The organism is Pseudoalteromonas sp. SG45-5 (assembly GCF_014164085.1).
Taxonomy (GTDB): domain Bacteria; phylum Pseudomonadota; class Gammaproteobacteria; order Enterobacterales; family Alteromonadaceae; genus Pseudoalteromonas; species Pseudoalteromonas aliena.
Window position 1 is genome coordinate 21,744 of record NZ_JACJEM010000022.1, and the last position, 25,059, is coordinate 46,802.

Consider the following 25,059-nt stretch of genomic DNA (forward strand, 5'->3'; position numbering starts at 1 on the left):
GGTTATTTTTTATTAATTGTTTACACCTTAGCAAGCAGGCTTTAATTTAGATAATTAATAAAGCATATAACTTAAATTGATCATATGAATATAAGAAACGTCGACCTCAACTTGTTAGTATACTTAAATGTACTCATTGATGAAAAAAGTGTTTCGAAAGCGGCTAACAAGCTCGCGCTTACGCAACCTGCTATGAGTAACGCATTAAAGCGTTTACGCGATTTATTTGACGATCCACTACTGGTGCGTGCTGCAGGTTCAATGACACCAACGACAAAAGCACTTGCGTTAAAACCTGAAGTAGAGGCCCTATTAAAAATGGCTGAGGCTATTACTCAACCTAGCGAGCAATTTAACCCTGCAACCGCTAACATTACGTTTAGAATAATGGCAAACGACTATATAGAGTCGACCTTAATAGCCCCTTTTATAACCGCGCAACTTAGTAAAAACCCAGGTATCAATTTTGATGTATTAAGCCCAAGTGACGTAAATCTGCAAGATATGGAAAAAGGCACTATCGATTTAGCCATAAATCGCTTTAATGGGCTGCCTCGCTCGTTTCATCAAGCCAGCGTATGGCGCGATAATTACTGTTGCTTATCCCATCCTAAAAATACCTTTTTACAACAGTCAGGTTTAGACGATTACTTAGAGAAAGAACATATTTGGGTAAACCGTGCAGGTTGGGGGCCTGAAGCCGCTGTTACTAATAAATCGGGAAAACAAAAACTCGGTTGGGTAGACGAAGCTCTTTGGCAACTCGAGCAAACCCGTAAAATACGCGTTTTTACACGCCACTACATGATTGCAGGCCTCCTTTGCCAATCAGAGCAGCTTATTGCTACCCTTCCACGCCGCCAAGCTAAATTACTCACTACACATACAAACCTAGTAATAAGCCAAGTTCCTTTTCAAATAGTGCCTATTGAGGTGAAAATGATATGGAGCCCACTGCTTCACCACGCACCAGCACATCAATGGTTAAGACGTGAGTTATTAGCGTTTGCTAAAACAATTGCAGATAGATGATAAAAATAAACTAATTCGCATGTTATAAGCAATATTTAGAATAATAAACCCTTTGCGTTATTCCGTAAAAATTATAAAATAGTAACAGTATTACCCAACATAAAGCCTAGGGCCTGTTGACCTTTCAGGATTGAAATTTGTTCAATCGAGGGACGATTTAATCGCGGCGCGAGGTTTGTAACCTAGTGGGCTAAGTAAAAATAGAGCAAAGCTTCCGCGTCCTGCTCACGCCCCTTATCTATATTCATGTAAGCAACAAAGAGTTAATCGTCCCTAGAAAGAACCCTATGGGCAGCGCATGTTTGGCATTTATGCTGCGTTATCGCCTATTTATGGGGAATAACCAAACTACATAGGCTCTGCCTTACCTAAATACCAAACAGTCTGCTGCAAATTTAACCTCGAAAGATAAACAGGCACTAGTAATGAGCGAAATTCATTTCTTAAATATAGATCTAGATATTGAATCAAAGGAGGATATTCGTCCAATTGTCCATTTTTGGGGCGAAGAAGTTATGATATTTCGACTCGAAGAGATTGAAGGCACTTGGCGTGGTTCTTTCGAAACGTCTGAAGATACAGAAAACGATATCGTTGATAAATATCACCAATTGATTATGTCTCTACCACCTAACCTGAGAGCTATTTGGGATGGGTGTATAAAACGGATATTCGACTTTGGGTTTGAAGCAGACTCTTTGCCAAGAGCATTTCAATCATCGTTGAGTCAAAGCTCGATCTCAAAGTTAGCTGAAATTGGTGGAGCCATAACGGTGACAATCTATGCATCAGCTGACTAAAGTAAAAATGACCGACTATATAAGCGCTCTTTAATCTTTGTCACCCCATTGAAGTATGGACGTTTGGATTTTTGTGAATTGAAATTTTCCCAATCTAGGATCGCTTGAATCCCTACGCGTGGTTTGTAACCTAGTAGTCTCGGTAACTGCTCCTGCGTTACTCTAATGGCTTACATCCGAGTACGAATAAGTAAAAACCGAGCAAAGTTTAGTTATACCTAAAAAGAATCCAAAGGGCAGCCCATGTTTGCCATTTATGCTGCGTTATCGCCTATTTATGGAGAGTGAACACTATTTAAGCGCTGCATTAACTTAGAACCAATAAATAATAAAGGTGTTAAATTGGAAAAGTTATTTTCATACGGTACATTGCAAATGGAATCTGTTCAAAAAGAAACTTTTGGTCATGTGTTAAACGGAGTAAAAGATTCGTTGATTGGTTATACGCTTGGCGAAATTAAAATCTCTGATCCAGCAGTAATACAAGTTAGTGGTACAGATATTCATCCTATTCTTAACTATACGGGGAAAGATACAGATATAGTAGAAGGCACCGTTTTTGAGCTTACACCATTAGAATTAAAGCAAGCTGACGAATACGAAGTAGAAGAATACGTACGAGTAGCGGGAAGTTACTCTTCAGGAAATAAAGCTTGGGCCTACGTATGTGCTAAATCTCAAATAAATAACATATAGCTATAAAGAATTAATTAGCATTACTTTTAGGCTAATTGCTATTTTCAAACTCACTAAACATTGAAGAACATAAAAATGAATGAACTCGCACCTATATCTAATATATTTTCTACTCTTATTGCGTCGAGAGAATTCGAACTATTCAATTGCACAGGCACAGAAAAGGTGACAGTTGAAATTGGAACACCTGTTAACGACGTTGAAACTGTTAGCGGTTACGATTGGAGGTGTCCAATCAAAATCATTATTGGTAGTAAAATTATCAATGATCGAGCTTGTGGCGTTGATTCATTTCAAGCTTTAAGTATAGCAATGAATCAATTGATAAAGTTACGATTAGAAACTATTGCTCAAGAGAAAGAAGCAACAATACGCCTCTATAGTGAAGAGTATGATTTCGAATTGTAAATTTCAATAATCATGTTATGTAATATAAATTAGCACTTACAACATAACTTAAAAATCGTAAATGGTCATTTTATCAAAGATATAAGCGGTTGAAGCGATATCTTGACGTGCGATGAATAATTGAATCAAAATAAATACTTCACTATGTTTATTGTTTTAATGAAATAAGTAATTTCTAAACCTCATTGTATTTAAATTGGATGATTAAATGGACATAATCGTACAGAAAAAATTTAGTACTTACCCCGTTAACGTGAGTATTTTACTTAATGCGCTACGTGATCTTATTTTTGAAGTTGCCAGGCATGACGGAATTTCTGATATAACAGAAACATTAAAATGGGGGGAGCCTAGTTACATTTCTAAAATTGGCAGTACCATTAGGATTGATTGGAAAAATAAATACCCTGAGCAGTATTTTATTTATTTCAACTGTAAAACATCACTCGTAGATACGTTTAAAGAGATCTACGGCGACACTTTTATATACGAGGGTAATCGTGCCATTGTATTTAAAATTAACCAAGCTGTACCTTATAAAGAACTAGCGCACTGTATCTCGATGTCATTACGCTATAAAAAAATCAAGCACTTAAGATTACTTGGTGCATAATCACTCAATGCTGCACATCAATCTCCATAGTTCAACAGCACTTAAAAGGTCTCCGTTAATGATAAATAAACTTGATAATACCAATGACCGTATTGCGAAAGCGATTTTTATAATATTTCAACGCGCTTATACTATTGAAGCTCAACTTATTGATGTGCTTAATTTCCCTCCATTATCACGTACCGTCAACGATATAAAAAATTCAGAAACGCTCTTTTATAGCTATCACGAGAACGAATGTTTAGCTGCCGTTATTGAAGTAGATATAAAAAATTACTGTTTAGATATTTGTAGTTTAACCGTTGATCCTGATTATTTTAGAAAAGGTATCGCACATAAATTATTAGAAAGTGTGTTAGCAATAACACCGGTTTCACTGGCAATAGTCGAGACGGCAGTTGCTAATACACCAGCAATCAATTTATATAAAAAACATGGTTTCGTGGAATATAAAAGATGGACTCCTTCACATGGTATTGAAAAAATTGCGATGTCTATTAGCGCGTGTTGACCTTTGTGGTAATTAAAAGTAAGCCTTTATTTTTATTCAATGTTTAGCCTTATTTTTATACGCCACTGAGCAGCAATTACGGAAAGTTAAGACCACTTTAGCTTAATATTGATCAAATCAATATCAGTTATTGAAAACAACAATTTCATTAATAATACACTTAGCGCTAGAGTGAAGTTAAGCCAACAAACTAAGAGTAATTATTATGCCAACGACAGCAACTTTCACACGACAAGACGGATTATTCATTGATGCTAACTTACATCAGTTCATTGAAGAGCTGCTGTGCACAACAGCAACTTTAAAAACTACTGAGGTTTATCAAGCATTAGCAACACTTGTAGATGAGTTTGGGTGTACGTGCCGTAAAAATAAGCATCAAGCAAATGACACACTTGAAGTCAGTACACTGTTAAATGCATATCAGCAACAAAATCATCCGCACTGTCATGTAGATGCACAAACAACAGAAGCCGTTCTTGATGAATACTGCTGCCAAGTACCTGCCATTATTGTTGTTGCATTAATGGATACACTTAGCGGTACACATTGTGATGAGCCAAGTGCACATGCCTTATACCACCGCGCTGCACAATTAACTAACCGCCCTTGCATGCACAGTTTACAACTTGCTAATGCATCAGCAGCTTAATAATGGTTGTGTTTAAAAATGCTCGATAACCTTTTGCGCAAACTCTGTACACGTTAAGGTTGTCGAGTTATGAAGACTTGAGTTATCGGTGTGCTCTTTTATTAAATCAAAGGTTACTTCACCGCTTTTAAATGTTTGCTCTAACGCATTTTCTATTAGTAATGCGGCCTCTTTCCAGCCCATAAACTTAAGCATTAATACTGCACTTAAAATACTACTGCTCGGGTTCGCTTTATTTTGCCCAGCAATTCGCTCGAACGTACCATGAGTGGGTTCAAAAAAAGCCACTTCATTATTTAAATTAGCTGCCGGCATTATGCCAACACCGCCAACTTGGGCGCTTAGCATATCTGCTAAAAAGTCGCCGTTTTGATTGGTCGTTGCTATTACATCAAACTGCTCTGGGTGCATTAAACATTGCTGCAGCATGTTATCTGCTATTACTTCTTTAATAACTAGAGGCGCGTACCCTGCTCGCTCTATTTGTAACCAACGACCATTTTGATGATTTGTCGCATTAAACTCTTTTTTAGCCAGCGCAAACCCCCAACGTTTAAATGCACCATCAGTAAATTTAAGTACATTCCCCTTGTGCACAATGGTCAATGAGTCGCTGTTATTGTTAAGAGCATAGTTTATAGCATAACGAATTAAACGTTCAGAGCCTTCTTTTGATATGTTTTTAATACCAATGCCGCATTCTTGTGTAAATCGTAAGCGCGTTACCCCCATTTCTTCACATAAAAAATCGAGCATCTTTTCACTTTCAACACTGCCGGCTTGCCATTCAATGCCTGAATACACATCTTCGCTGCTATCTCGCAGTACAGTTATATTAGTTAAAAAAGGATTTTTTAGAGGGGACGGAAGCGCGCTAAAGCCTTTAATTGCTCGCATATTTACAAACAAATCCATTTCTTGCCGGAGCGCTACATTGAGTGAACGAAAGCCACCACCCAGCGGGGTTGTTAATGGTCCTTTTATAGCGATTTTACAAGCACGTACCGCATTAATTGTTTCTTGTGGAAACCAATCACCATCATATAATTTAGCTGCTTGTTCACCATTGTAAACCTGCATCCAATGAATTTTCCTATCTTTTTTATAACAGTGAGTAATGGCGCTATCCACAACATAGCGCATTACAGGCATAACATCTAAGCCCACCCCATCACCATCTATATAAGCAATAATAGGTTCAGCCGGGATATGCCATTGCCCATGGCCGTCTATTATTATATTTTGACCTTGCTCTGGCACATTTATATGTTGGTACTGCATTGCTAACACCTACAAATTTTTATAAACACAATTAAAGCATGTTAACTAAGGTGTGTCTGTATATGTACTTTTATAGTTACTATCACTTTAAAAAATAACAAATTAACTGTGACTATTTACGTCATGGGTTGGTCTTGTTTAGTTAGCCTTATCGTATTAGCCATTAAATTAAGCGGAGCACGTTAATGAAACTCTTTTTAGTATTACTGTTATCAACAATCGCTTTTAACTCGCTGGCCATTGAAGTAGTAATACATAACCTCAGCTCGCTCTCAAATAACGGCCAAAAAACGGTATCGACTTGGGTTAATCAAAGTGTTGAAAAAACAAAAAACACCTTGGGCCCTTTACAACAAAGTATCTTGCCTATTTATTTAAAACCGCAATACTTTGCTTCTGAGCCAGTGCCTTGGGCCACTGTTAAACGTAATAATCCTGATGGGCTTGAGCTACATATAGATCGCTACGCCAGTTTAAAGGCATTTACTAAAGATTGGACGCTGTATCATGAGCTTGCACACTTATATTTACCATTATTGCCTTATTCAGGGTTTTGGTTAAGTGAAGGTTTTGCCAGTTATATGCAAAACGTGGTAATGCGTGATAGCGGTATAATTACCCAGCCACAGTTTGTACAGCGATTAAATGCAGGATTTGACCGCGCACGCTTGCAAACCAGGACTAAAAATCAACCGCTTGATAAGCTTTCTGCCGATATGTGGAGGCAGCGTGCCCAGCAACGTGTTTACTGGACAGGCGCTGCTTTTTTTGTAGAAGCTGATTTAGCACTGCAAAAGCAAGGAAAAACAGTTGCACATGTAATCAAAGCGTATCAAGTATGCTGTAGAGCCTCACGTTCTGATGCTAAAACGTTTATAAAAAATCTCGATAAACTATCTAAAAGTAGTGTATTTTCAAACCTATACGTAAAGTACAATAGCCGTACTGACTTTCCCACAATTACAAAATCACAGCTTAATCAGTTGTAGCACTACTTTTTAAGTAACTACAGAAATCGCTGTATCCTAGTTCATCAAAATTGGGCGAGTGCCGATTCATAAAACCATGTAAATAGTCTACTTTGTTACACTCTACGCTAGCTTTAGCGCTTAATTTTGAAATAATTTCATCAACATTAAAATGTGCTTCGCGTTTAGGGAAAATAAACTCACACGGCACGTTTGAACCTAACGCTAAATAATTACGGATTTGCGATGGATAAAATCCAATTAGCTTTTTAAGGTGTGTATTGCCTGTTAATAACTGCGCCCGCCATGCAGCACTTGCTCCAGCGCTAAATGCAATACAGGTTGTAGGAACTTTGAGCTCATTAAAGCATTTATGAAGTTTGGCTGTATATTTATCATGCCCACATTGTTCAATAAAGTTATTGTAATTATCTTGTTCACTTTCAATGGCTTGAACTTTACTGTTGTAAGGGTCCACAATCGATACATTAGCACTAACTTCTTTTGATAACTGCACTAAAGCAGTGCTTAAACCAAAAATATCACTCACAATCAGGTAATTCATACTTATCCTTTATTAACTAAAAATTGGCTTTGTAAGCAGTTGATAAGATTTATTATAAATAATACCGCATAAATAGCTTGCGCTAAATATATATTTAAGTTACTTTCCCTCTCTGGTTTAAATAAACCACCGCGGTTAACCATTTACCCTGATCCAGTAAGCCCCGCAAAACGTATATTTGAAAGCTAAGTTATTGTACGGCGAGAACCCCTTAAATAATACCGAGATGAATTTTACTATCATCGCAAAAGTGTCATAAAGATCGTCAACACTGTAATGAAGCTAAACACAACATCGTTTATTTATTAACTGCATTTTGCTATAAAAATATAGCGCAGAATAAATAACAAGAATAAAGTGAGTTTTATTATGTCTTATAAATATAATGGGTCTATGATCCAAATTGCACATCCAGTGCAATCTATTTCAGTAAACAAACATCGTGTGATCTTTAGTGATACACAAGGTTTAAAAAATGCATTATTTCAAAAAGCGAGTGATGCGCGCCAATTTGTTAAGTGGCTAAAAGCCAGTTAAACAAAAACATTAATTGCCTTTTATCCGCAATTACTAAAAAATATTTTGCCAGCCTCGTTGCTGGCATTTTACTTTTTAACACTTTAGTGGTTACAATGGTCTTAGGATAATAACTATTGGTTGCCGCGTTAATGCCTCGTATATTTTTAACCTTTATATTATTTAGTTATTTAAGCCCCGTAGCTAATGCTAAAATCATTAATTGGTTAACGCACGACTTTGCACCTTATTATATTTTAAACGGCCAGTACCAACACCAAGGCCGTGACGAAAGCATAATCTCCCTTCTTCAAAAGCAATTACCCACAATTACTTTTAACCGAGTCATCATACCTTCTGGTAAAGTAATTCAAGAGCTATCAAATGTCTCTCAAAACGTCTGTGCATTATCGCTTTATAAAAATGATTACAGAAAACGGCATATTTACTTCACTGATGAAAGCTCAACAACAGGCTTATCACCTTCAATTGCTATGCATAACAAACTGGCTGATGCACTTGAACTACCTAATGCCACTGAGGTGTCGTTGTTAAACTTAATACGTGATAAAAAGCTGACGCTGGGTGTTTCAATGAGTCGCTCATACGGTAAAGAAATTGATACCATTATAAATACAACCCCTGATATAGACTTAGTAATAAGACCTACTCGCGACAGCCTAGCAAGCCTCACTTACATGCTGAATTTAAAACGAATCGATATTTTATTGGGTTACCCAAGTGAGCATTACTATTTAGCTAAGTCGATGCATTTTGATAAAAATTTAACGCAGCGTGCACTCATAGAATCACCTGCTTTAAGTTATGGTTTTATTGGCTGCACTAAGAATGAACAAGGTGCGAAGGATATAACGATCCTTAATGAGCAACTTAAAGTGATTAAAAAAACACAAGCTTATAATGACGTGCTTATGCGTTGGTTACCTGAGCATTTAAGGCCGCTATTGCAATCACGTATAAATGGCACAAAATAAGTGGAGTTAAAGCCGCTTAATTTGAGTTTCTGTTATGCAAAAAACGCCACACAAGTGGCGTTTTTTTTATTTAATAACGATATTACTGACGAATTCCTTCTATAAATAAACCTATATCAACATGCGTAGATGCTGGTCCTAAGTTGTAATCAATACCGTAATCGGCAAGCTTTAAACTCGTTTCACCTTCAAAACCTACACGATAACCACCCCATGGATCGTTACCTTCACCAATTTTTTCGATTTCGAAAGTAATCGTTTTAGTGATCCCATGTAACGTAAAGTCACCCGTCACTTCGCCAGAATCACTTTCAAATTTAATACTTGTGCTTTTAAAGGTTGCTGTTGGGTACTTATCAACATTTAAAAAGTCTTTACCGCGTAAATGCTTATCACGCTCAGCATGATTCGAATCTAGGCTTGCAGTATCAATGTTAACCATAATTTGCGACGCATTAGGATTTTTAGCATCGTAATTAAATTTACCATCAAATGTATTAAAGCGACCATGCAACCAGCTGTAGCCTAAATGTTTAATTTTAAAGTTTACAAACGCGTGAGCACCCTTTGTATCAACAACATAATCAGCTGCATTGGCGGCTGTTGCCGAAAGTATCATTGCCGCAGAGACTGCCGTGCTTAATAGTAATTTTTTCATTTTAATCATCCTTTATGGTTTGATCATTCTTAGTAAGGTTTTATCTTTGTCGATAAAGTGATGTTTTAACGCCCCAAGTGCATGCAATACTACAAAACCGATTAAAACACATGCACTGTAATAATGTACTTTTCCTGCAATATCGGCTTGGCTGTCAAAAGCAAAATCAAACGCCGGAATATTAAACAAGGTAAAAACTTCAATTGGTCGCCCGTCTGCGGTCGATATTAAGTACCCAGCAACAACAATAACAGCCACTATAATATACATGACAATATGCGCCGTATGCGCTAATTGGTTGATGCCTTTACTTTCACCTAATGGTTTAGGCTGTGTAGATAAAGCACGCCATACAATTCTAAATAAAAATACGGCCACAAGTGTAATACCAATACTCTTATGTAAATCGAGAGAGCCTTTATACCAACTATCGTAATAAGTCAGCTCAACCATATATAAACCTAAGCCAAACAGTCCAAAAATAGTCAGCGCCATGAGCCAATGTAAAATAATGGCGACAAGTCCGTAAGATGAAAGTGTATTTTTAAACATGTGTAACTTCCTATAATGCTATGGCGATACAATATAATGCATAGCCATAAATGAAAATAACATTTACAAACACTTTACGTGCGTATACGCACAGAACTTTGATATTTAAAGTCAGTTTTGCAAATAATACCAATCTGTTTGTATATGGGGTCTATTTAACGTTAAGAAAATTACGCTAGGACGAGGCAGAAATTTTTGTATCTAGTTGTTCTAAATAAAAAATTTTAACGACGTAATAGTGCAATTTAATTCGTTAAATTGCTCAAATATTCATGCAGGTTGGTATGAGAGGATTAAACTGATAAGTTTATAGGGTGGATTGCTCGCTCAAGCTGACATAAATTAAGCTCTCAGGGCTTACTTGCAAACAGGTAACAAGTCCTTCTTTAATAAGCTCAAGCATAGCTATAAAACTAACCACTACACCACTTCGCCCTTCATTTGGCGTAAAAAGCGCATTAAATACCACCGCTGAGTTTGCTTGCGATAGTTGCTGTAGTATTTGACTCATCCGCTCTCGGGTTGAAAGTACTTCGGCAGTAATTTGATGATGTTCAAAGGTTTTTGCACGCGCCATTACATCACTCAGCGCCAGCATTAAGTCTTTAAGTTCAATATCGGGGAGATTTTGGCTTGTGTCTTCACTTATTGGCATCGCGGCATGTGCTATAAAAATGTCACGGCCAACACGGGGGATGTCATCGAGATTTTCGGCAGCTTTTTTAAACAGCTCATATTCTTGCAGGCGTTTAATAAGCTCAGCGCGAGGGTCCTCCTCTTCTTCAAGCTCTTCGTGCACAGGGAGTAATAAGCGTGATTTAATTTGTGCAAGTAACGCAGCCATAACTAAATATTCACCGGCAAGTTCGAGCTGAAACTCGGTCATCATTTCAACGTAACTTACATACTGCTCTGTAATACTAAATATAGAAAGTTCGAGCACATCAAGCTTATGCTTTTTAATTAAATAAAGCAGTAAATCGAGTGGGCCTTCAAAGGTTTCTAATATAATTTCAAGCGCATCGGGTGGAATGTATAAATCTTCAGGTTTATCTACAACCGCTTTACCATGCAAAAAAGCCAGTGGCAGCTTTTGTTGTACTGGCTTTTCACTATTTTTTGTATCAGCTGTACTTTCGCTCACTACTTACAACTCAAACGGGCTTGTATCACCACAACCAACACGTAATATTTTAACTTCATCTTCTGATAAATCTATTACTGTAGTCGCTTGCTCTGCTAAGTAACCACCGTGAATAATTAAATCAACGTGTTTATCTAATCGCTCTAGAATTTCATCAGGATCTGATTCGGTAAACTGTTGCCCTGGTAAAATTAATGAACACGACATTAGCGGCTCTCCAAGCTCGGCAAGCAACGCACACGCAATTGGGTGTTCAATGACACGCATGCCAATAGTTTTTTTCTTGTCGTTTAATAAACGTTTAGGGACTTCTTTTGTACCTTTAAAAATAAAGGTATATGGCCCTGGCGTATTATTTTTTATTAATCTAAATAGCTGATTATCTACACGTGCGTAAGTAGATAGCTCCGACAAATCTCGGCAAACTAGCGTAAAATTATCGTTTTTATCTATATCACGAATACGCTCTATGCGCTCTTTGGCTTGCTTATTACCAATGTTACAACCGATGGCGTAGCCCGAATCTGTTGGGTAAACAACAACGCCGCCTTGTTTAATAATATCAACGGCTTGACTAATCAGTCTTGGTTGCGGGTTATCAGGATGAATATGAAATAATTGACTCATGTTAATGCCCCTTCTTGTCCTTCCCAAACTTGCCAAACACCTTGGCAATCTTTTGGTAGGTATAAATTTTTACCAAGCTCTAAATAGCTTGTCGGAAAATGAAAATCAGATCCTTGCGAGCAAAGTAGTTCGTACTCACGGCTGAGTTCACCTAAAAACTGACGCTCGCTTGGCGCTTGTTGAGGTTGCGCAACTTCCATTGCGTCCCCCCCTGCACTTTTAAATTCTACTAATAATTTGCGTAGCCACTTGTTTGACATTTGATAGCTACTTGGGTGCGCAAGTACAGCAACACCACCAGCGGCATGTATTGCTTCAATAGCGGTTTGCATAGTGCACCAGCAACTTGGCACGTAGCCTGTTTTACCACGCCCTAAGTACTTTTTAAAAACACCTGGAAAATTTTTGGCTACACCGCGCTCAATGAGGGCGCGTGCAAAATGTGCTCGCGTAATTTGTGCGTCTTTTGCCAGCTCTTTAGCTTGTTCGTAAATGCCATCAAAGCCATTTTTTGCAAGGCGAACACCAATATCTAGTGCACGCTCTTCTCGCTTTTGCTGCTGAGCCGATAATAAAGAGGTAAGGTCAATATTATTAATATCAATATTTAAACCTACAATATGAATTTCGAAGCTTTCCCATTTGGTAGACACTTCGGTACCCGTTATTAATGAAAGCGGTAAGTTTTCTGCTTCAATAAATTGCTGCGCAGGCTTAATAGCCGCCACAGTGTCGTGATCGGTAATAGCAAACACATCAATATTTTTATCAACAGCGCGATGCAATAATTCTTCAACCGTTAAACGCCCGTCTGAATGTGTGGTATGACTATGTAAATCGTATTTTATCAAAAGAAAACTGCTTAAAATTAAGGGTTACTGGTGTTTATGTAAGTATAACAACTTTTTTGACTAAATTGTTTTAAATAAACACTTGACACAAAAGCATAAGATACGTTTTACTGTAGCCACTTTAAGACACATTAAGAATTAACAATAATGATCAATTCAAACTTAAACACTATTTGGTGGTGGCACTCGTAATTATCGGGTGATGAATTGTCGTGTCTAACAAAAATTCAAAACCCGCAACTATGCGGGTTTTTTTATAACTAAATTTTACGAAACGTTTACGTTAAAAATATTTAATAAATTTTGAGGCAGAAAAACATGAATAACGGTCTTACTCTTACACATCGTTGGTGGTGGCGCCTGATATAGCGGGACGGTAATGATCTGTTTGTAATTTAGATATCGTTATTCAAACCCCGCATTGCTAAAGCATTGCGGGGTTTAATTTTTTGAGGGAATGAGGTTTGATTTTTAGTCATATAACTACCACACCAGGCGAAGTAACAAGCATTACGCAAGTACGCGACTATATTAGTAGTCCTCTTGCATTATACGCTGCACTTAATAAGCCTAACTCACTACTGCTTGAATCGGCTGAGATTGATTCTAAAGACAGTGTAAAAAGTTTAATTTTAGTCGACTGTGCCCTGCGCATTGTATGCCAAGGTAAAACAGTCACTATTACTGCTCAATCTAATAATGGGCAACAACTACTGAGCTACTTGCAGGCAAATGTTAAAAGCTGTGATGCAACTTTAGACGGCGCAACACTGACCCTTTGTTATTTAGATACAAGCGGCGATACAGATGAAGCAAGCAAGCTCGTTGCCGATAACGCATTTAGTGCTTTACGTACGTGTATTAACAGTATTAAAAGCACAACTAACAATCCATTTTCGTTATTTTTAGGCGGTGTATTTGCCTACGATATGGTAGCAAATTTTGAGCAGTTGAGTGATGTACCTGATGGCGAAAATACGTGCCCAGATTACGTGTTTTATTTAGCCGAAACCTTAGTTGTTATTGATCATCAAAAACAAACAACCGAACTCATTGGTAATGTATTTAACGGCCCAGACGTACACGCTAACTGCTTTGAAGTAGGTAAAGAATTAGAGCGATTAAATACGCTGTGCGATAACGCTTCAGAATTTAGTGCGGATATGCAAAGTGGCGAGTGTGAGGTAAGCGTCGATATAGACGATGACACTTACTGCGAGCAAGTGGTTAAGCTTAAAAAGAACATTGTAGATGGTGATATTTTTCAGGTAGTGCCGTCGCGTACATTTTCACTACCTTGCCCTGATTCTTTACATGCGTATAGCCAGCTTAAAAAGCAAAACCCAAGCCCTTACATGTTTTATATGCGCGATGAAGACTTTGCATTATTTGGCGCATCGCCTGAATCAGCACTTAAATACACAGTGCAATCTCAGCAAGTTGAAGTATACCCAATTGCGGGCACTCGCCCACGTGGCAAATTTGCTAATGGGCAAATAAATCCAGACCTAGACAGCCGCATTGAGCTTGAACTTAGAAACGATCAAAAAGAACGCGCCGAGCATTTAATGCTCGTTGATTTAGCACGTAACGACGTAGCCCGCATTAGTGTTGCAGGTACGCGTTTTGCCAAAGAGTTATTAAAAGTAGACCGCTATTCACAGGTAATGCATTTAGTATCACGCGTTGTTGGCACATTAAAACCAGAACTTGATGCACTACACGCTTACCAAGCGTGTATGAACATGGGCACCCTTGTTGGTGCACCAAAAGTACGTGCTGCTGAGCTTGTACGTCAAACAGAAGGGAAACGCCGTGGCAGTTATGGCGGCGCTGTTGGTTACTTAACCGGTGATGGCGCAATGGATAGCTGTATTGTTATTCGCTCTGCTTTTGTTAAAAATAATATAGCTTATGTACAGGCTGGTGCCGGTGTGGTGTTTGACTCAGACCCTATTTCAGAAGCAAACGAAACTCGCGCTAAAGCACAAGCGGTTATCACCGCCATAAAATCTACGTATAAGGCGGTATAAAATGAGTAAAGCGAATCCTATTAAAATCTATTTTTTAGATAACTTTGACTCATTTACATATAACTTAGTTGATGAGCTTACGATGCTTGGCTGCGAACTCGTTGTTTACAGAAACAACATTAGCGCTGAGGTTATTTTTAATAAAATGCGCCAAGAGCAAGGACCAGTGCTATTAGTACTTTCCCCAGGCCCTGGCACACCAAGCGATGCAGGCTGTTTAATGGAGCTTATTGAGCTCTCTAAAGGCCACTTCCCAATTTTAGGCATTTGTTTAGGCCAACAAGCGTTAACACAAAGCTACGGTGGAGTAATCGGTCACGCGGGTGAAACCGTACATGGTAAGTCTTCAATTATTAAATTAGGCGAACATCCTGTATTTGATGGTATGGGTAATACAATGCCTGTAGCACGTTACCATTCATTAATGGCAACAAAAGTGCCTGATAATATAAATGTTATTGCCCAGTACGAAGATATCCCAATGGCTATTTATCATCATGATGACAACACATTGGGTTACCAGTTTCATCCAGAATCAATACTGACGCCAAACGGCGCAATGCTACTTCAGCAAAGTGTCGCTTACTTAACACGTGCCAAATAAAAGAGGACATTATGAGTACACAACCAGAACAACCCATAAATGTTCAACACGCTATTGAACAACTAATTGCAGGGCAATCATTAAGCTACGCAGACGCCAAAGCACTGTTTGATGAAATAATGCAAGGTAACATGAGCGAGATTGAGCTAACTGCCCTACTAATAAGCCTTAAAATTAAAGGCGAAGTAAGCGATGAAATAGCAGGTGCTGCAGCCTCAATGCGCGAAAACGCTGTTGCTTTTACTACCAGCAGTACACAACTTGCCGATAGCTGTGGCACTGGCGGCGATGGTTCAAACACAATTAATATAAGCACAACAGCTGCCATAGTTGCCGCTGCTGCCGGCATTAACATGGTAAAACATGGTAATCGCAGTGTATCGAGTAATTCAGGCTCTGCCGACTTACTAAAAGCGCTGGGCATTAATATAGATATGAGCCCAGAGCAGGCAGCAAAATGCCTTGAGCAAACCAATTTTACCTTTTTATTTGCACCGCACTATCACAGTGGCGTACGCCATGCGATGGGCGTGCGTACAGCGCTTAAAACACGCACTATTTTTAATATTTTAGGCCCGCTTGCTAACCCAGCAGCACCTGATGTGCAATTGTTAGGTGTGTATAACGAAGCGTTATGTATGCCAATGGCACAAACACTTAAAACCCTTGGCACAAAGCGCGCTATGATTGTTCACGGCTCGGGCACTGACGAAATAGCTCTACACGGCCCAACAACGGTAGTTGAGCTAAATAATGGCGAGATTACGCAGTACACACTAAACCCAAGCGACTTCGACCTTGCAAACTATTCACTTGAACAACTCGCTGGTGAAGGCCCACAATACAACGCAAATGCTAGCCTTGCCATTTTACAAGGCAAAGGCACAGATGCACATAATGCTGCTATTGTGGTTAACGTAGCTGCCCTTTTATACCTAACAGGTAAAGCAGAAACGTTAAAAGAAGGGGCAAAACAAGTACAAACATTATTAAGTTCAGGGCAAGCCATGAACACACTAAATGCAATTGTTGAGGTAAGTAATGGCTAATGTATTAGACAAAATTGTTACTGATAAAAAATTAGAACTCATTGAGCGTAAAGCTGCACGTCCGCTTGAAAGCTTTAAACACCTGGCAGTGCCTACAAGCCGTAGCTTTTATAAAGCACTTGCAGCACCTGGCACTCAGTTTATTTTAGAGTGTAAAAAAGCATCGCCTTCAAAAGGGTTAATTAGAGAGCCTTTTGATTTAACCGAAATCACATCAGTTTATAAAAAATACGCTACCTGCATGAGCGTGTTAACTGATGCTAAATATTTTCAAGGCAGCTTTGATTACCTCGAATTTGTGCGCAGCCAAGTAGAGCAACCGCTTATCTGTAAAGACTTTTTTATAGATGAGTACCAAGTGTATATGGCGCGTATTTATGGCGGTGACGCTATATTGCTGATGCTTTCGGTACTTGATGACGAAAGCTATAAAGCACTGCATGCTGTTGCCGATTCACTAAATATGTCGGTATTAACCGAAGTAAGTAATGAAGAAGAAGTACACCGTGCACTTGCGCTTGATGCACAAATTATTGGTATTAATAACCGCGATTTACGCGATTTAAGCACCGATTTAGCCACTACTGAAAAACTACGTAAGCTTATTCCGGCTGATAAAGTGGTTATTTCGGAATCGGGGATTTATACCCATCAAGACGTAAAACGTTTAGCCCCATTATGCGATGGCTTTTTAATTGGCAGCTCACTTATGGGCGAGCGTGATTTAGAGCAAGCATGTCGCCGTGTTATTCTAGGTGACAATAAAGTATGTGGTTTAACACGTACCAAAGATGCACAAGCGGCATATCAAAACGGTGCTGTTTATGGCGGTTTAATTTTTCATCCTAAATCGCCACGCTATGTTGATTTAGATTGCGCAAAAGAGCTGAGCCAAAGTGCCCCGCTTAATTTTGTGGGTGTGTTTGTAGATGCCCCAATTGATCAAGTTGCTCAATACGCAAGTGTGCTAAAATTGGCGGCAGTTCAATTACATGGTCAAGAAAGTGACGATTACATCGCTCAGCTGCGTACACAGTTACCTACCGGCTGCGAGATTTGGAAAGCCCAAGCAATAAAAGATGCATTGCCAACGCCTGTAAATGGCGTTGACCGACACCTTTACGATACACACAGCGATACACAAGCTGGCGGTACAGGTAAAGCATTTGATTGGTCGGTGCTTCATGATGCAACCACACCGTTTATGCTCGCTGGAGGCTTAAATCCAGACAATATTAAAGATGCGCTTTTTAAAGGTGCCTTAGGCCTTGATTTAAACTCAGGCGTTGAAGAATCTGCGGGTAAAAAGTGCCCTAACAAATTACATAATGCTTTTACAAGCATCAGAAATTATTGAGGTTAAAATGCAAAATCCAGCTTATTTTGGCGAGTTTGGCGGTATGTTTGTACCTGAGTTACTTGTCCCTGCGCTTAAGCAGTTAGAAAACGAATTTAACAAAGCACAAAAAGATCCTGAGTTTCAGGCTGAGCTAAGTAAATTATTAAACGAGTATGCGGGTCGTCCTACCCCACTTACTTTAACGCGCAATTTAGTTAAAAACCCAAAAGTAAAACTGTATCTAAAGCGTGAAGACTTACTACACGGCGGCGCACATAAAACCAACCAAGTACTTGGCCAAGCGTTACTTACTAAGCGCATGGGTAAAAAACAAGTGATTGCTGAAACAGGCGCAGGTCAACACGGTGTTGCAACCGCGCTTGCATGTGCATTATTGGGTTTAAAATGTCGTATTTATATGGGCGCAAAAGACGTTGAACGTCAGCAACCAAACGTATTTAGAATGAAGTTAATGGGCGCAGAAGTTATTCCTGTTACAGCGGGTTCTGGCACATTAAAAGATGCAGTAAATGAAGCACTGCGTGACTGGTCAGCAAATTATCAAGACGCGCATTACCTACTAGGTACAGCCGCAGGTCCTCACCCATTCCCAACAATTGTACGTGAGTATCAAAAAGTTATTGGTGAAGAAGCTAAACAACAAGTACTTAAAGCCGAAGGTCGTTTACCTGACGCTGTTATTGCCTGTGTTGGTGGTGGTTCAAACGCAATTGGTATGTTCACCGACTTTATTGACGAGCCAGGCGTTAAATTAATTGGTGTTGAGCCTGCAGGTAAGGGGCTTGATACAAATGAGCACGGTGCAACAATTTGTAAAGGCACTAAAGGTATATTACACGGTACTTATACGTACATTATGCAAAATGACGATGGCCAAATTGAAGAGTCTTACTCTGTATCAGCAGGCCTTGATTACCCAGCTGTTGGTCCTCAGCATGCATTTTTACACGAAACTGGTCGCGCTCAATATGTGGGTATTACCGATACAGAAGCGCTTGATGCGTTTCAATCGCTTGCTAAAAATGAAGGGATTATTCCGGCACTTGAATCAAGCCATGCGCTAGCTTATGCGCTTAAGTACGCAGAGGAGCTAACCGAGGAAAGTGTTATAGTGATTAATTTAAGTGGTCGTGGCGATAAAGATTTAGCACACGTTCACAATGTACTAACTGAAAGAGGTCAGCTATGAGCCAAGTAAAAACGGATCGTTACGGCAAAATGTTTGCAGCGCTTAACGAGCAAAAACAAGGTGCATTTGTACCATTTGTAACGATTGGCGACCCAGGTAAAGAGCAAAGTATTGCGATTATTAAAAGTCTAATTGACGGCGGCGCTGATGCGCTTGAGCTTGGTATTCCGTTTTCAGATCCAATTGCAGATGGTCCAGTAATTCAAAAAGCTAATATTCGCGCACTTGATGTGCACATTAACACGCAAGATTGCTTTGATATTATTAAAGAAATACGCGAGTATAACGCCGATATTCCAATTGGATTATTGCTTTACTCAAACCTTGTTTTTAAGCGCGGCATAGAAGCATTTTACAAAGATGCAAAAGCGGTAGGTGTAGACTCTATTTTAGTGGCTGACGTGCCTCTGCATGAATCTAAAATATTTAGAAAATCGGCAATGGATAACGGTGTAGACCCAATTTTTATTGCCACACCTAATGCAGATGATGACACACTTCGCCAATGCGCCTCTTACGGTCGTGGTTATACGTATTTACTATCGCGCGCTGGTGTTACCGGTACCGATACTAAAGCACAAATGCCAGCGGGTAATATTGTCACTAAATTAAAAGAATACCATGCAGCTCCTGCTCTTTTAGGGTTTGGTATTTCAACACCAGATGATGTAAAAGCCGCACTTAACGCAGGCGCAGCAGGTGCTATTTCAGGCTCTGCTGTAGTTAAAATTATTGAAGCTAACCTTAACGATTTAGACGCAATGACAACGCAGTTAAAAGCATTTGTTAGTGAAATGAAAGCCGCAACCGCATTATAAAAAGTGTAAATTTACACATTAAAAAAGGGCAATTAAATGCCCTTTTTTGTTTTTGAAAAGCAAATTAGTGAGCTTGGTGTTTACCCTCTAAAATCTCTTCAATAAATTTAGCATTAAATGCTTCTAAATCTGCTGGGCTTCGGCTTGTTACTAAACCTTTATCTACACATACTTCTTGGTCAACCCAATTAGCGCCTGCATTAATTAAATCGCTTTTAATACTTGGAAAAGAGGTAATGGTGCGGTCGCGCAATTTATTAATTTCAGCTAATAACCAAGGCGCATGGCAAATTGCAGCAACGGGTTTATTTTTTTCTGCGCCAAAAAAGCCATCAATAAAGGCTTTAGCATCTTTATCTTGGCGTAAACTGTCTGGATTAAATAAGCCACCAGGGAGCATAAGCGCATCGTAATCAGCAGGGTCCGCGTTTGTAACTAGTTTATCTACTGTTACTTTATCGCCCCACTTGTCTTCATCCCAGCCAGTAATTTGGCCTTCTTTAATTGATACTATTTCGATGTTTGCACCAGCATCGAGTAATGCGCTGCGTGGAGATAAAAGCTCACTTTGCTCAAATCCATCAGTGGCTAAAATTGCAATTTTTTTGCCTTGTAAACGTGTGCTTGTTTGTAATGTACTCATTGAGATCTCCTTATTTTCTTAAAAGGTATATTTAAAATACACAGTTAAAAAGCACGATGCGTGCCGAAAACAAGCAATTGAAAATAAAGGAGAAAATTAGAATATAGTTTATGATGCCATGTAAATCATTTAGAAGGGATGAAAAAACTACATAGATCAAACATAGCTTTGGTACTTGGTGATTTAAATAGAGAAGCTTCGCTTCTCGCGTGAGCAAGCTCGACGCCTACAACTAACGCTCAGCATTATGTTTATTTTTGTAGACGCACAACTTGTTGGCGTGATGGGCAAAGCCCACAATTTTTATGTTTAATAACTTCAAGGAAAGCTCAATCAACGACCAAGCTAAATAATGCTATTTAAAGTAGATCCTTTAACGCTTTAGCCGGTTTAAAAACCGCTTTATTTGCGCCTTCTATTTCAATTGCTGCGCCTGTTTGCGGGTTACGCCCAGTACGTGCTGGATAGTAACTTAGTGCAAACGTACCAAAGCCATTAATTTGAACCTGATCACCTTCAGAAAGCGATTTAGTAATTACTTTTTGCAAGCTTGAAAGTGCCGCTTGAGCATCTTTTTTTGTTAATTCACTTTTGTGCGCGATGGCAGCAACAAGTTCTGCTTTGTTCATTTTAGGCTCCTAAATACACGCAAAATCAGTGTTCGTTAAGCGTGGGAATATGATGATATAAAAAATACCAAACCAAATTGGCAATAAAGCCACGCAGGCTAAGGCTTACAGGGCAACAAGTCAACCTTGTAGTTGCTAAGCTTTATGTGGTAAAAAGCCTTTGACTCTTTTTTGTATAATTTAGGTAGACTATGCACGCATTAATTGAATACATTCCACTCATACTGTTTTTTGCCGTTTTTAAGCTAGTCGATATTTACTGGGCGACTGGTTTACTAATAGCCACTACGCTCATTCAAGTTGCTTACAGCTACTTTAAACATGGAACTGTGCCTACTCGTCAGTGGATATTTTTTGGCATTGCTGCCGTGTTTGGTACGTTAACGCTGGTACTTCATGATGAGCAATACATTAAATGGAAAGCAACACTCATATACGCAGGTTTAAGTTTAACGTTACTTGTTAGCCGTTATGTACTTAATAAAAATCTCGTTAAAAAAGCGCTTAGCTCAATCCTCGAAAACGCTAATGATACAAAACAAGCCATTGTTGTCCCAGAACCATTATGGGATAAGCTTAACCTAATGTGGGTTGCTATAACTGCTGGTATAGCGGCACTAAACATTTATATTGCGTATAATTTTTCGCTCGACTTTTGGGTTAACTTTAAAGTGTTTGGTTTAATGGGTATTACTTTTGTAAGCATTTTTGCCACTATTATCGCCTTATATAAATACTTCCCTGATGAAGAAGAGCCTGCAAAGTAAGCCCCCTCGTCATAAAAGTGTCGTCTTAGCTTGATAGCTTATTAAAAAAACAACCTGAGACGACCTTGAACGCCAATCAATACCGCTGGTTTGAATTTACCCTCATTTTTATTTTACTGCCCTTGCTGGGCTTTAGCTTACGTGACTATTTAGCTAACTGGCTTATTCCTGCGCTTATTATTTTGATGAGTGTATGTTGTATGTTGCTACTGGGCGATCCCCATTTTAAACGGTTTAGACTCACAAGCCTTGGGCAATTTTCTGCTGTTAAAAGACGCCTATTTAGCTTCTTTTTTTTAGGTGCGCTGTTCTCGGGTATGTTTTACGGGATTATTCATCAGGGCAACTGGTTTACCCTTCCCCGTAATTCTTTCAATGATTGGCTTTTATTGTTATTACTCTATCCTGTGCTTTCGGTTATTCCCCAAGAATTAATATTCAGAACGTACTTTTTTCATCGCTATAAACGCATCATGCCAAAAAAAGCAGTGCGTATTGTAGTTAGTGCGAGTGCATTTGCGTTGGCGCATATTGTGTATGCCAATTGGATTGCCGTAGCTTTAGCCTTTTTAGGCGGGTTACTGTTTGCATTTACTTATGCACAAAGCCGATCAACCTTTGTGTGCGTTATTGAGCATAGCTTATGGGGGCTGTGGATGTTTACGCTCGGGATTGGCAGCTACCTCGACTCAGGCGCATTTAATTAAAATTACACACAAAAAAGCCGCAGCAAGTGCGGCTTTTTTAATTGGGGCTGTATTTAAAAGCCAAATATTTTTAAGTCAAAAAACTTAGTCGCGACTGTATTTATAAATATCACAGCCAATATGACTGGAATAAATGTTGAAAGCGAAAAGTTAACGTATTTTTCCATTAAGCTTCCAGCATAATTAGGCGAACCTAAGCTTAATTCTTGTGTCAAACGTGCTTTTTTCCAGCGGTACATTACAAACAAACACACCATTAAGCCATTAAGCGGTAAAATTGTGTCGTAAAATACATCAACAATAATATCGAAAAAGCTCTTATTTACACCGCCATAACTGGTAAATGAGGTAAGGCTGTCAATCATACCAAACGACATAGTACATAAAATAGTGAGCACGCCAGTTGTAAGTGTTAAAATACCTAGTGCTTTTTTACGACTAATCCCTTTGCGATCGCTTAATGTAGCTGTGGGTACTTCAACAATAGATACCAATGATGTAATTGCAGCAAAAAATACCAACAAGAAGAACGAAAACGCGACAACCGATGCACCTACGTACCCGATATCATTTTGCAGTGCTAATAATATTTTCGGCAAATACACAAAAATCATCGACACTGACGAGTCAGAAAGTGCTGTTGGATCTGTGTTTGGATCAAAACTAAATATAGCCGGTAACACCATAAGACCTGCGACAAATGCGACTAACGAGTCAGTAATTGCTACCATTTTTGCACTACTTACAATGTCATCCTTTTTAGAGATGTACGACGCGTAAGTCATTAATATACCCATACCTAACGACAGCGAGAAAAATGCCTGGCTTAACGCCCCATTAAGAACGCTTGCACTCATTTTAGAAAAATCAGGGATAATATAATATTTAACACCCGCCATTGCATTATCAAGTGTTAATACATAGATAACCAAAGCAAGCAGCATGACTAGAAGCGCTGGCATCAGAAATTTAGCGGCTTTTTCTATGCCTTGCTTAACACCCCCTAATAAAATTAAGTTAACAATAACAACCACCACCGCCATATAACCAAAAACAGTGTAGCTATTAATAAAAACACCAAAATGACTAGGTTCAGCGAGTAAATCTAAATTCCCCAGACCTGTTTGCATTAAGTAGCCAAAAATCCACACTGTAATTACCATGTAAAATACAGCAATCATAAATGGCGTAAGTACAGCTAAAAAGCCTGCAAACTTCCATTTTTTATCGTTATTTGCTAACAACTTGTACGATCCAAGAGGATCTTTTTGAGCATTTCGACCCATTGCCATTTCAGCCATCATGACAGGTAAGCAAATGAATACGACAAATAAAGCATAAATTAATAAAAATGCGCCACCACCATTTTTGGTAGCAGAGACAGGAAAACCTACTAAATTACCAATACCAACAGCAGAACCTGCCGCCGCTAAAATAAATCCGAGACGGGAGCTAAATCGCTCTCTATTATCGCTCATACATGAAACCTTTTTATTATTTTGTATATTCCAGCGACTCTACCAGTGTTACACAGCGATTTTCAAGCAATTACAGCGTAAAAATAAAATCCAAGTGTAAACCTACGTAAATACGCTTTTAATTCACCAATTTTCAACGCTGTGGTAGTATTCGATTAATCAAATTTAACAAATTTAATGAGACTCCTTATGTTGTACATGATTCACTCAACTGACGTTGAAAACAGCTTAGAGTTAAGAAAAGCTGCACGCCCAGCACATTTAGAACGCCTAAGTAAGCTTGACGCGCAAAATCGTTTATTTACTGCAGGTCCACTTCCAGCAGTGGACAGTGACGATCCTCAAGAGGCAGGTTTTACCGGCTCTTTAGTCGTTGCCGAGTTTGATTCGCTTGAAGCGGCGCGCGAGTGGGCAGCAGCTGATCCGTATATTGCTGCCGGCGTATATGAAAACACGGTTGTTAAACCATTTAAAAAAGTGTTTCCTGCTTAAGGTGTATTTGGCCCTGTAAGCGAGTATTGCAGGCTAATTCAGGGTTTGTTCACAGGATTGTAATTAAAATTACTATGATAAAAACGAATTTAACGTTTTTACTTGAATTTTAGTAACTTACTTAATTAAACTAAGTGGGTCTGGTCTAGGAGTTTTCTATTATGCGCGTATTATTAAGCCTTTGTTTTATTGCTAGTGCGAGTGTTTCCAACTTTGCCCAAGCAACAACGGCCGAGAAAACATCTCATGCTGAGGTGGACAAAAAGAAAGCCGTAATACTTGCAAAGCAAACTATAGATGGTAAGACCTTAAAAATCACCGAAAAAACAGATTTTTATACCGTACGAATACTCAAATCTGACGGCCACGTCGTTGATTTACATATTAATAAAAAAACCGGCGAAGTGAAAAAGGATTAACA

Annotated in this window: 30 protein-coding genes; 20 read left to right on the forward strand and 10 right to left on the reverse strand. The window is 38.8% G+C overall.

The genetic code is table 11. From position 1 onward, the window contains the following. The first annotated feature begins 84 nt into the window (after positions 1-84). From H5119_RS08990 to H5119_RS09020, 7 genes are all read left to right on the forward strand, one after another. Positions 85-1,032: a LysR family transcriptional regulator gene (locus H5119_RS08990; protein ID WP_182701975.1), complete on the forward strand. Its 948-nt coding sequence runs from the start codon at positions 85-87 to the stop codon at positions 1,030-1,032. 425 nt (positions 1,033-1,457) lie between these two features. Next, positions 1,458-1,832: a hypothetical protein gene (locus H5119_RS08995; RefSeq protein ID WP_182701976.1), complete on the forward strand. Its 375-nt coding sequence runs from the start codon at positions 1,458-1,460 to the stop codon at positions 1,830-1,832. A 342-nt stretch (positions 1,833-2,174) separates the two neighbouring features. Next, positions 2,175-2,528 (forward strand): gamma-glutamylcyclotransferase family protein, encoded by a 354-nt coding sequence (locus tag H5119_RS09000; protein ID WP_182701977.1) that lies wholly within the window; start codon positions 2,175-2,177, stop codon positions 2,526-2,528. Between the two features lie 75 nt (positions 2,529-2,603). After that, positions 2,604-2,936 (forward strand): DUF6968 family protein, encoded by a 333-nt coding sequence (locus tag H5119_RS09005; RefSeq protein ID WP_182701978.1) that lies wholly within the window; start codon positions 2,604-2,606, stop codon positions 2,934-2,936. A 208-nt stretch (positions 2,937-3,144) separates the two neighbouring features. Next, positions 3,145-3,549, forward strand: coding sequence for a DUF1801 domain-containing protein (locus tag H5119_RS09010; RefSeq protein WP_182701979.1), 405 nt, complete (start codon positions 3,145-3,147; stop codon positions 3,547-3,549). 58 nt (positions 3,550-3,607) lie between these two features. After that, the gene (locus tag H5119_RS09015) at positions 3,608-4,060 is read left to right on the forward strand and encodes a GNAT family N-acetyltransferase (protein WP_182701980.1); all 453 of its coding nucleotides are present in this window, start codon (positions 3,608-3,610) and stop codon (positions 4,058-4,060) included. Positions 4,061-4,265: 205 nt separating this feature from the next. Next, positions 4,266-4,712, forward strand: coding sequence for a hypothetical protein (locus H5119_RS09020; protein WP_182701981.1), 447 nt, complete (start codon positions 4,266-4,268; stop codon positions 4,710-4,712). A 12-nt stretch (positions 4,713-4,724) separates the two neighbouring features. On the opposite strand, the gene icd is transcribed toward H5119_RS09020, so the two are convergent. Then, positions 4,725-5,993 carry an NADP-dependent isocitrate dehydrogenase gene (icd, locus tag H5119_RS09025; RefSeq protein ID WP_182701982.1) on the reverse strand — a complete coding sequence of 423 codons (1,269 nt, stop codon included), beginning with the start codon at positions 5,991-5,993 and terminating at the stop codon, positions 4,725-4,727. Positions 5,994-6,178: 185 nt separating this feature from the next. Here icd and H5119_RS09030 point away from each other — a divergent pair, with 185 nt between their 5' ends. Further along, positions 6,179-6,982, forward strand: coding sequence for a hypothetical protein (locus H5119_RS09030; protein ID WP_182701983.1), 804 nt, complete (start codon positions 6,179-6,181; stop codon positions 6,980-6,982). On the opposite strand, the gene H5119_RS09035 is transcribed toward H5119_RS09030, so the two are convergent. After that, positions 6,969-7,526 carry a hypothetical protein gene (locus tag H5119_RS09035; RefSeq protein ID WP_182701984.1) on the reverse strand — a complete coding sequence of 186 codons (558 nt, stop codon included), beginning with the start codon at positions 7,524-7,526 and terminating at the stop codon, positions 6,969-6,971. The two genes, H5119_RS09030 and H5119_RS09035, sit on opposite strands and share 14 nt — an antisense overlap. 369 nt (positions 7,527-7,895) lie before the next feature. Here H5119_RS09035 and H5119_RS09040 point away from each other — a divergent pair, with 369 nt between their 5' ends. Together H5119_RS09040 and H5119_RS09045 are read left to right on the forward strand one after the other, a co-directional pair. Continuing rightward, positions 7,896-8,063, forward strand: coding sequence for a hypothetical protein (locus H5119_RS09040; protein ID WP_007375427.1), 168 nt, complete (start codon positions 7,896-7,898; stop codon positions 8,061-8,063). A 131-nt stretch (positions 8,064-8,194) separates the two neighbouring features. Then, positions 8,195-9,037, forward strand: a complete 843-nt coding sequence (locus H5119_RS09045; protein WP_182701985.1) for a transporter substrate-binding domain-containing protein — start codon at positions 8,195-8,197, stop codon at positions 9,035-9,037. An 82-nt stretch (positions 9,038-9,119) separates the two neighbouring features. On the opposite strand, the gene H5119_RS09050 is transcribed toward H5119_RS09045, so the two are convergent. The 5 genes from H5119_RS09050 to H5119_RS09070 all read right to left on the reverse strand — a co-directional run bounded on the left by H5119_RS09050 (position 9,120) and on the right by H5119_RS09070 (position 12,869). Next, positions 9,120-9,695, reverse strand: a complete 576-nt coding sequence (locus H5119_RS09050; RefSeq protein ID WP_182701986.1) for a YceI family protein — start codon at positions 9,693-9,695, stop codon at positions 9,120-9,122. 12 nt (positions 9,696-9,707) lie between these two features. Beyond that, positions 9,708-10,247, reverse strand: a complete 540-nt coding sequence (locus tag H5119_RS09055; RefSeq protein ID WP_077538096.1) for a cytochrome b — start codon at positions 10,245-10,247, stop codon at positions 9,708-9,710. A 307-nt stretch (positions 10,248-10,554) separates the two neighbouring features. Next, positions 10,555-11,391 (reverse strand): ScpA family protein, encoded by an 837-nt coding sequence (locus H5119_RS09060; protein ID WP_182701987.1) that lies wholly within the window; start codon positions 11,389-11,391, stop codon positions 10,555-10,557. A 3-nt stretch (positions 11,392-11,394) separates the two neighbouring features. Continuing rightward, positions 11,395-12,018, reverse strand: coding sequence for an L-threonylcarbamoyladenylate synthase (locus H5119_RS09065; protein ID WP_077538098.1), 624 nt, complete (start codon positions 12,016-12,018; stop codon positions 11,395-11,397). Then, a complete protein-coding gene (locus H5119_RS09070; protein ID WP_182701988.1) occupies positions 12,015-12,869 on the reverse strand; it encodes an RNase RNM in 855 nt (284 codons plus the stop codon). The genes H5119_RS09065 and H5119_RS09070 overlap by 4 nt, the downstream gene beginning before the upstream one ends. 464 nt (positions 12,870-13,333) lie before the next feature. On the opposite strand from H5119_RS09070, the gene H5119_RS09075 reads away from it, so the two are divergent. Genes H5119_RS09075 through trpA form a run of 6 tightly spaced genes read left to right on the forward strand, consistent with a single transcriptional unit; the run spans position 13,334 to position 19,922 of the window. After that, positions 13,334-14,902, forward strand: coding sequence for an anthranilate synthase component 1 (locus H5119_RS09075; RefSeq protein WP_182701989.1), 1,569 nt, complete (start codon positions 13,334-13,336; stop codon positions 14,900-14,902). A 1-nt stretch (position 14,903) separates the two neighbouring features. Next, positions 14,904-15,506: an aminodeoxychorismate/anthranilate synthase component II gene (locus tag H5119_RS09080; protein ID WP_182701990.1), complete on the forward strand. Its 603-nt coding sequence runs from the start codon at positions 14,904-14,906 to the stop codon at positions 15,504-15,506. A gap of 11 nt (positions 15,507-15,517) precedes the next feature. Beyond that, positions 15,518-16,555, forward strand: coding sequence for an anthranilate phosphoribosyltransferase (gene trpD, locus H5119_RS09085; RefSeq protein ID WP_182701991.1), 1,038 nt, complete (start codon positions 15,518-15,520; stop codon positions 16,553-16,555). Then, positions 16,548-17,912, forward strand: coding sequence for a bifunctional indole-3-glycerol-phosphate synthase TrpC/phosphoribosylanthranilate isomerase TrpF (gene trpCF / locus H5119_RS09090; protein ID WP_182701992.1), 1,365 nt, complete (start codon positions 16,548-16,550; stop codon positions 17,910-17,912). Before trpD ends, trpCF begins: the two co-directional genes overlap by 8 nt. A gap of 7 nt (positions 17,913-17,919) precedes the next feature. Then, entirely contained in the window at positions 17,920-19,104 is a 1,185-nt protein-coding gene (gene trpB, locus H5119_RS09095; RefSeq protein WP_182701993.1) for a tryptophan synthase subunit beta, read from the forward strand. Continuing rightward, a complete protein-coding gene (trpA, locus tag H5119_RS09100; RefSeq protein ID WP_182701994.1) occupies positions 19,101-19,922 on the forward strand; it encodes a tryptophan synthase subunit alpha in 822 nt (273 codons plus the stop codon). The genes trpB and trpA overlap by 4 nt, the downstream gene beginning before the upstream one ends. 64 nt (positions 19,923-19,986) lie before the next feature. Here the strand turns inward: trpA and H5119_RS09105 are convergent, their stop codons facing one another. Next, on the reverse strand, positions 19,987-20,565 hold the full coding sequence (locus tag H5119_RS09105; RefSeq protein WP_007582489.1) for a type 1 glutamine amidotransferase domain-containing protein: 579 nt from the start codon (positions 20,563-20,565) through the stop codon (positions 19,987-19,989). Positions 20,566-20,924: 359 nt separating this feature from the next. Then, positions 20,925-21,194, reverse strand: coding sequence for an HU family DNA-binding protein (locus H5119_RS09110; protein ID WP_077538106.1), 270 nt, complete (start codon positions 21,192-21,194; stop codon positions 20,925-20,927). Positions 21,195-21,385: 191 nt separating this feature from the next. On the opposite strand from H5119_RS09110, the gene H5119_RS09115 reads away from it, so the two are divergent. Then, entirely contained in the window at positions 21,386-21,961 is a 576-nt protein-coding gene (locus H5119_RS09115; protein ID WP_182701995.1) for an inner membrane-spanning protein YciB, read from the forward strand. Positions 21,962-22,026: 65 nt separating this feature from the next. Further along, positions 22,027-22,668 carry a CPBP family intramembrane glutamic endopeptidase gene (locus H5119_RS09120; RefSeq protein WP_182701996.1) on the forward strand — a complete coding sequence of 214 codons (642 nt, stop codon included), beginning with the start codon at positions 22,027-22,029 and terminating at the stop codon, positions 22,666-22,668. 53 nt (positions 22,669-22,721) lie between these two features. Here the strand turns inward: H5119_RS09120 and H5119_RS09125 are convergent, their stop codons facing one another. Then, a complete protein-coding gene (locus H5119_RS09125; RefSeq protein ID WP_182701997.1) occupies positions 22,722-24,146 on the reverse strand; it encodes a sodium-dependent transporter in 1,425 nt (474 codons plus the stop codon). A gap of 189 nt (positions 24,147-24,335) precedes the next feature. Between H5119_RS09125 and H5119_RS09130 the strand changes: the two genes are divergently transcribed. Then, entirely contained in the window at positions 24,336-24,638 is a 303-nt protein-coding gene (locus H5119_RS09130) for a YciI family protein (RefSeq protein WP_182701998.1), read from the forward strand. Positions 24,639-24,799: 161 nt separating this feature from the next. Further along, positions 24,800-25,057, forward strand: coding sequence for a hypothetical protein (locus H5119_RS09135; RefSeq protein WP_182701999.1), 258 nt, complete (start codon positions 24,800-24,802; stop codon positions 25,055-25,057). Positions 25,058-25,059 lie beyond the last annotated feature (2 nt).

Excerpts from the sequence above, each read along its gene's own strand:
- trpA (WP_182701994.1), top strand. The coding sequence starts at position 19,101 with ATGAGCCAAGTAAAAACGGATCGTTACGGCAAAATGTTTGCAGCGCTT.
- H5119_RS09020 (WP_182701981.1), top strand. The coding sequence starts at position 4,266 with ATGCCAACGACAGCAACTTTCACACGACAAGACGGATTATTCATTGAT.
- icd (WP_182701982.1), bottom strand. The coding sequence starts at position 5,993 with ATGCAGTACCAACATATAAATGTGCCAGAGCAAGGTCAAAATATAATA.
- H5119_RS09135 (WP_182701999.1), top strand. The coding sequence starts at position 24,800 with ATGCGCGTATTATTAAGCCTTTGTTTTATTGCTAGTGCGAGTGTTTCC.
- H5119_RS09050 (WP_182701986.1), bottom strand. The coding sequence starts at position 9,695 with ATGAAAAAATTACTATTAAGCACGGCAGTCTCTGCGGCAATGATACTT.
- trpD (WP_182701991.1), top strand. The coding sequence starts at position 15,518 with ATGAGTACACAACCAGAACAACCCATAAATGTTCAACACGCTATTGAA.
- trpCF (WP_182701992.1), top strand. The coding sequence starts at position 16,548 with ATGGCTAATGTATTAGACAAAATTGTTACTGATAAAAAATTAGAACTC.
- H5119_RS09030 (WP_182701983.1), top strand. The coding sequence starts at position 6,179 with ATGAAACTCTTTTTAGTATTACTGTTATCAACAATCGCTTTTAACTCG.
- H5119_RS09015 (WP_182701980.1), top strand. The coding sequence starts at position 3,608 with ATGATAAATAAACTTGATAATACCAATGACCGTATTGCGAAAGCGATT.
- H5119_RS09080 (WP_182701990.1), top strand. The coding sequence starts at position 14,904 with ATGAGTAAAGCGAATCCTATTAAAATCTATTTTTTAGATAACTTTGAC.
- H5119_RS09005 (WP_182701978.1), top strand. The coding sequence starts at position 2,604 with ATGAATGAACTCGCACCTATATCTAATATATTTTCTACTCTTATTGCG.
- H5119_RS09010 (WP_182701979.1), top strand. The coding sequence starts at position 3,145 with ATGGACATAATCGTACAGAAAAAATTTAGTACTTACCCCGTTAACGTG.
- H5119_RS08990 (WP_182701975.1), top strand. The coding sequence starts at position 85 with ATGAATATAAGAAACGTCGACCTCAACTTGTTAGTATACTTAAATGTA.
- H5119_RS09045 (WP_182701985.1), top strand. The coding sequence starts at position 8,195 with ATGCCTCGTATATTTTTAACCTTTATATTATTTAGTTATTTAAGCCCC.
- H5119_RS09035 (WP_182701984.1), bottom strand. The coding sequence starts at position 7,526 with ATGAATTACCTGATTGTGAGTGATATTTTTGGTTTAAGCACTGCTTTA.
- H5119_RS09130 (WP_182701998.1), top strand. The coding sequence starts at position 24,336 with ATGTTGTACATGATTCACTCAACTGACGTTGAAAACAGCTTAGAGTTA.
- H5119_RS09040 (WP_007375427.1), top strand. The coding sequence starts at position 7,896 with ATGTCTTATAAATATAATGGGTCTATGATCCAAATTGCACATCCAGTG.
- H5119_RS09055 (WP_077538096.1), bottom strand. The coding sequence starts at position 10,247 with ATGTTTAAAAATACACTTTCATCTTACGGACTTGTCGCCATTATTTTA.
- H5119_RS08995 (WP_182701976.1), top strand. The coding sequence starts at position 1,458 with ATGAGCGAAATTCATTTCTTAAATATAGATCTAGATATTGAATCAAAG.
- H5119_RS09110 (WP_077538106.1), bottom strand. The coding sequence starts at position 21,194 with ATGAACAAAGCAGAACTTGTTGCTGCCATCGCGCACAAAAGTGAATTA.
- H5119_RS09065 (WP_077538098.1), bottom strand. The coding sequence starts at position 12,018 with ATGAGTCAATTATTTCATATTCATCCTGATAACCCGCAACCAAGACTG.
- H5119_RS09105 (WP_007582489.1), bottom strand. The coding sequence starts at position 20,565 with ATGAGTACATTACAAACAAGCACACGTTTACAAGGCAAAAAAATTGCA.
- H5119_RS09115 (WP_182701995.1), top strand. The coding sequence starts at position 21,386 with ATGCACGCATTAATTGAATACATTCCACTCATACTGTTTTTTGCCGTT.
- H5119_RS09125 (WP_182701997.1), bottom strand. The coding sequence starts at position 24,146 with ATGAGCGATAATAGAGAGCGATTTAGCTCCCGTCTCGGATTTATTTTA.
- trpB (WP_182701993.1), top strand. The coding sequence starts at position 17,920 with ATGCAAAATCCAGCTTATTTTGGCGAGTTTGGCGGTATGTTTGTACCT.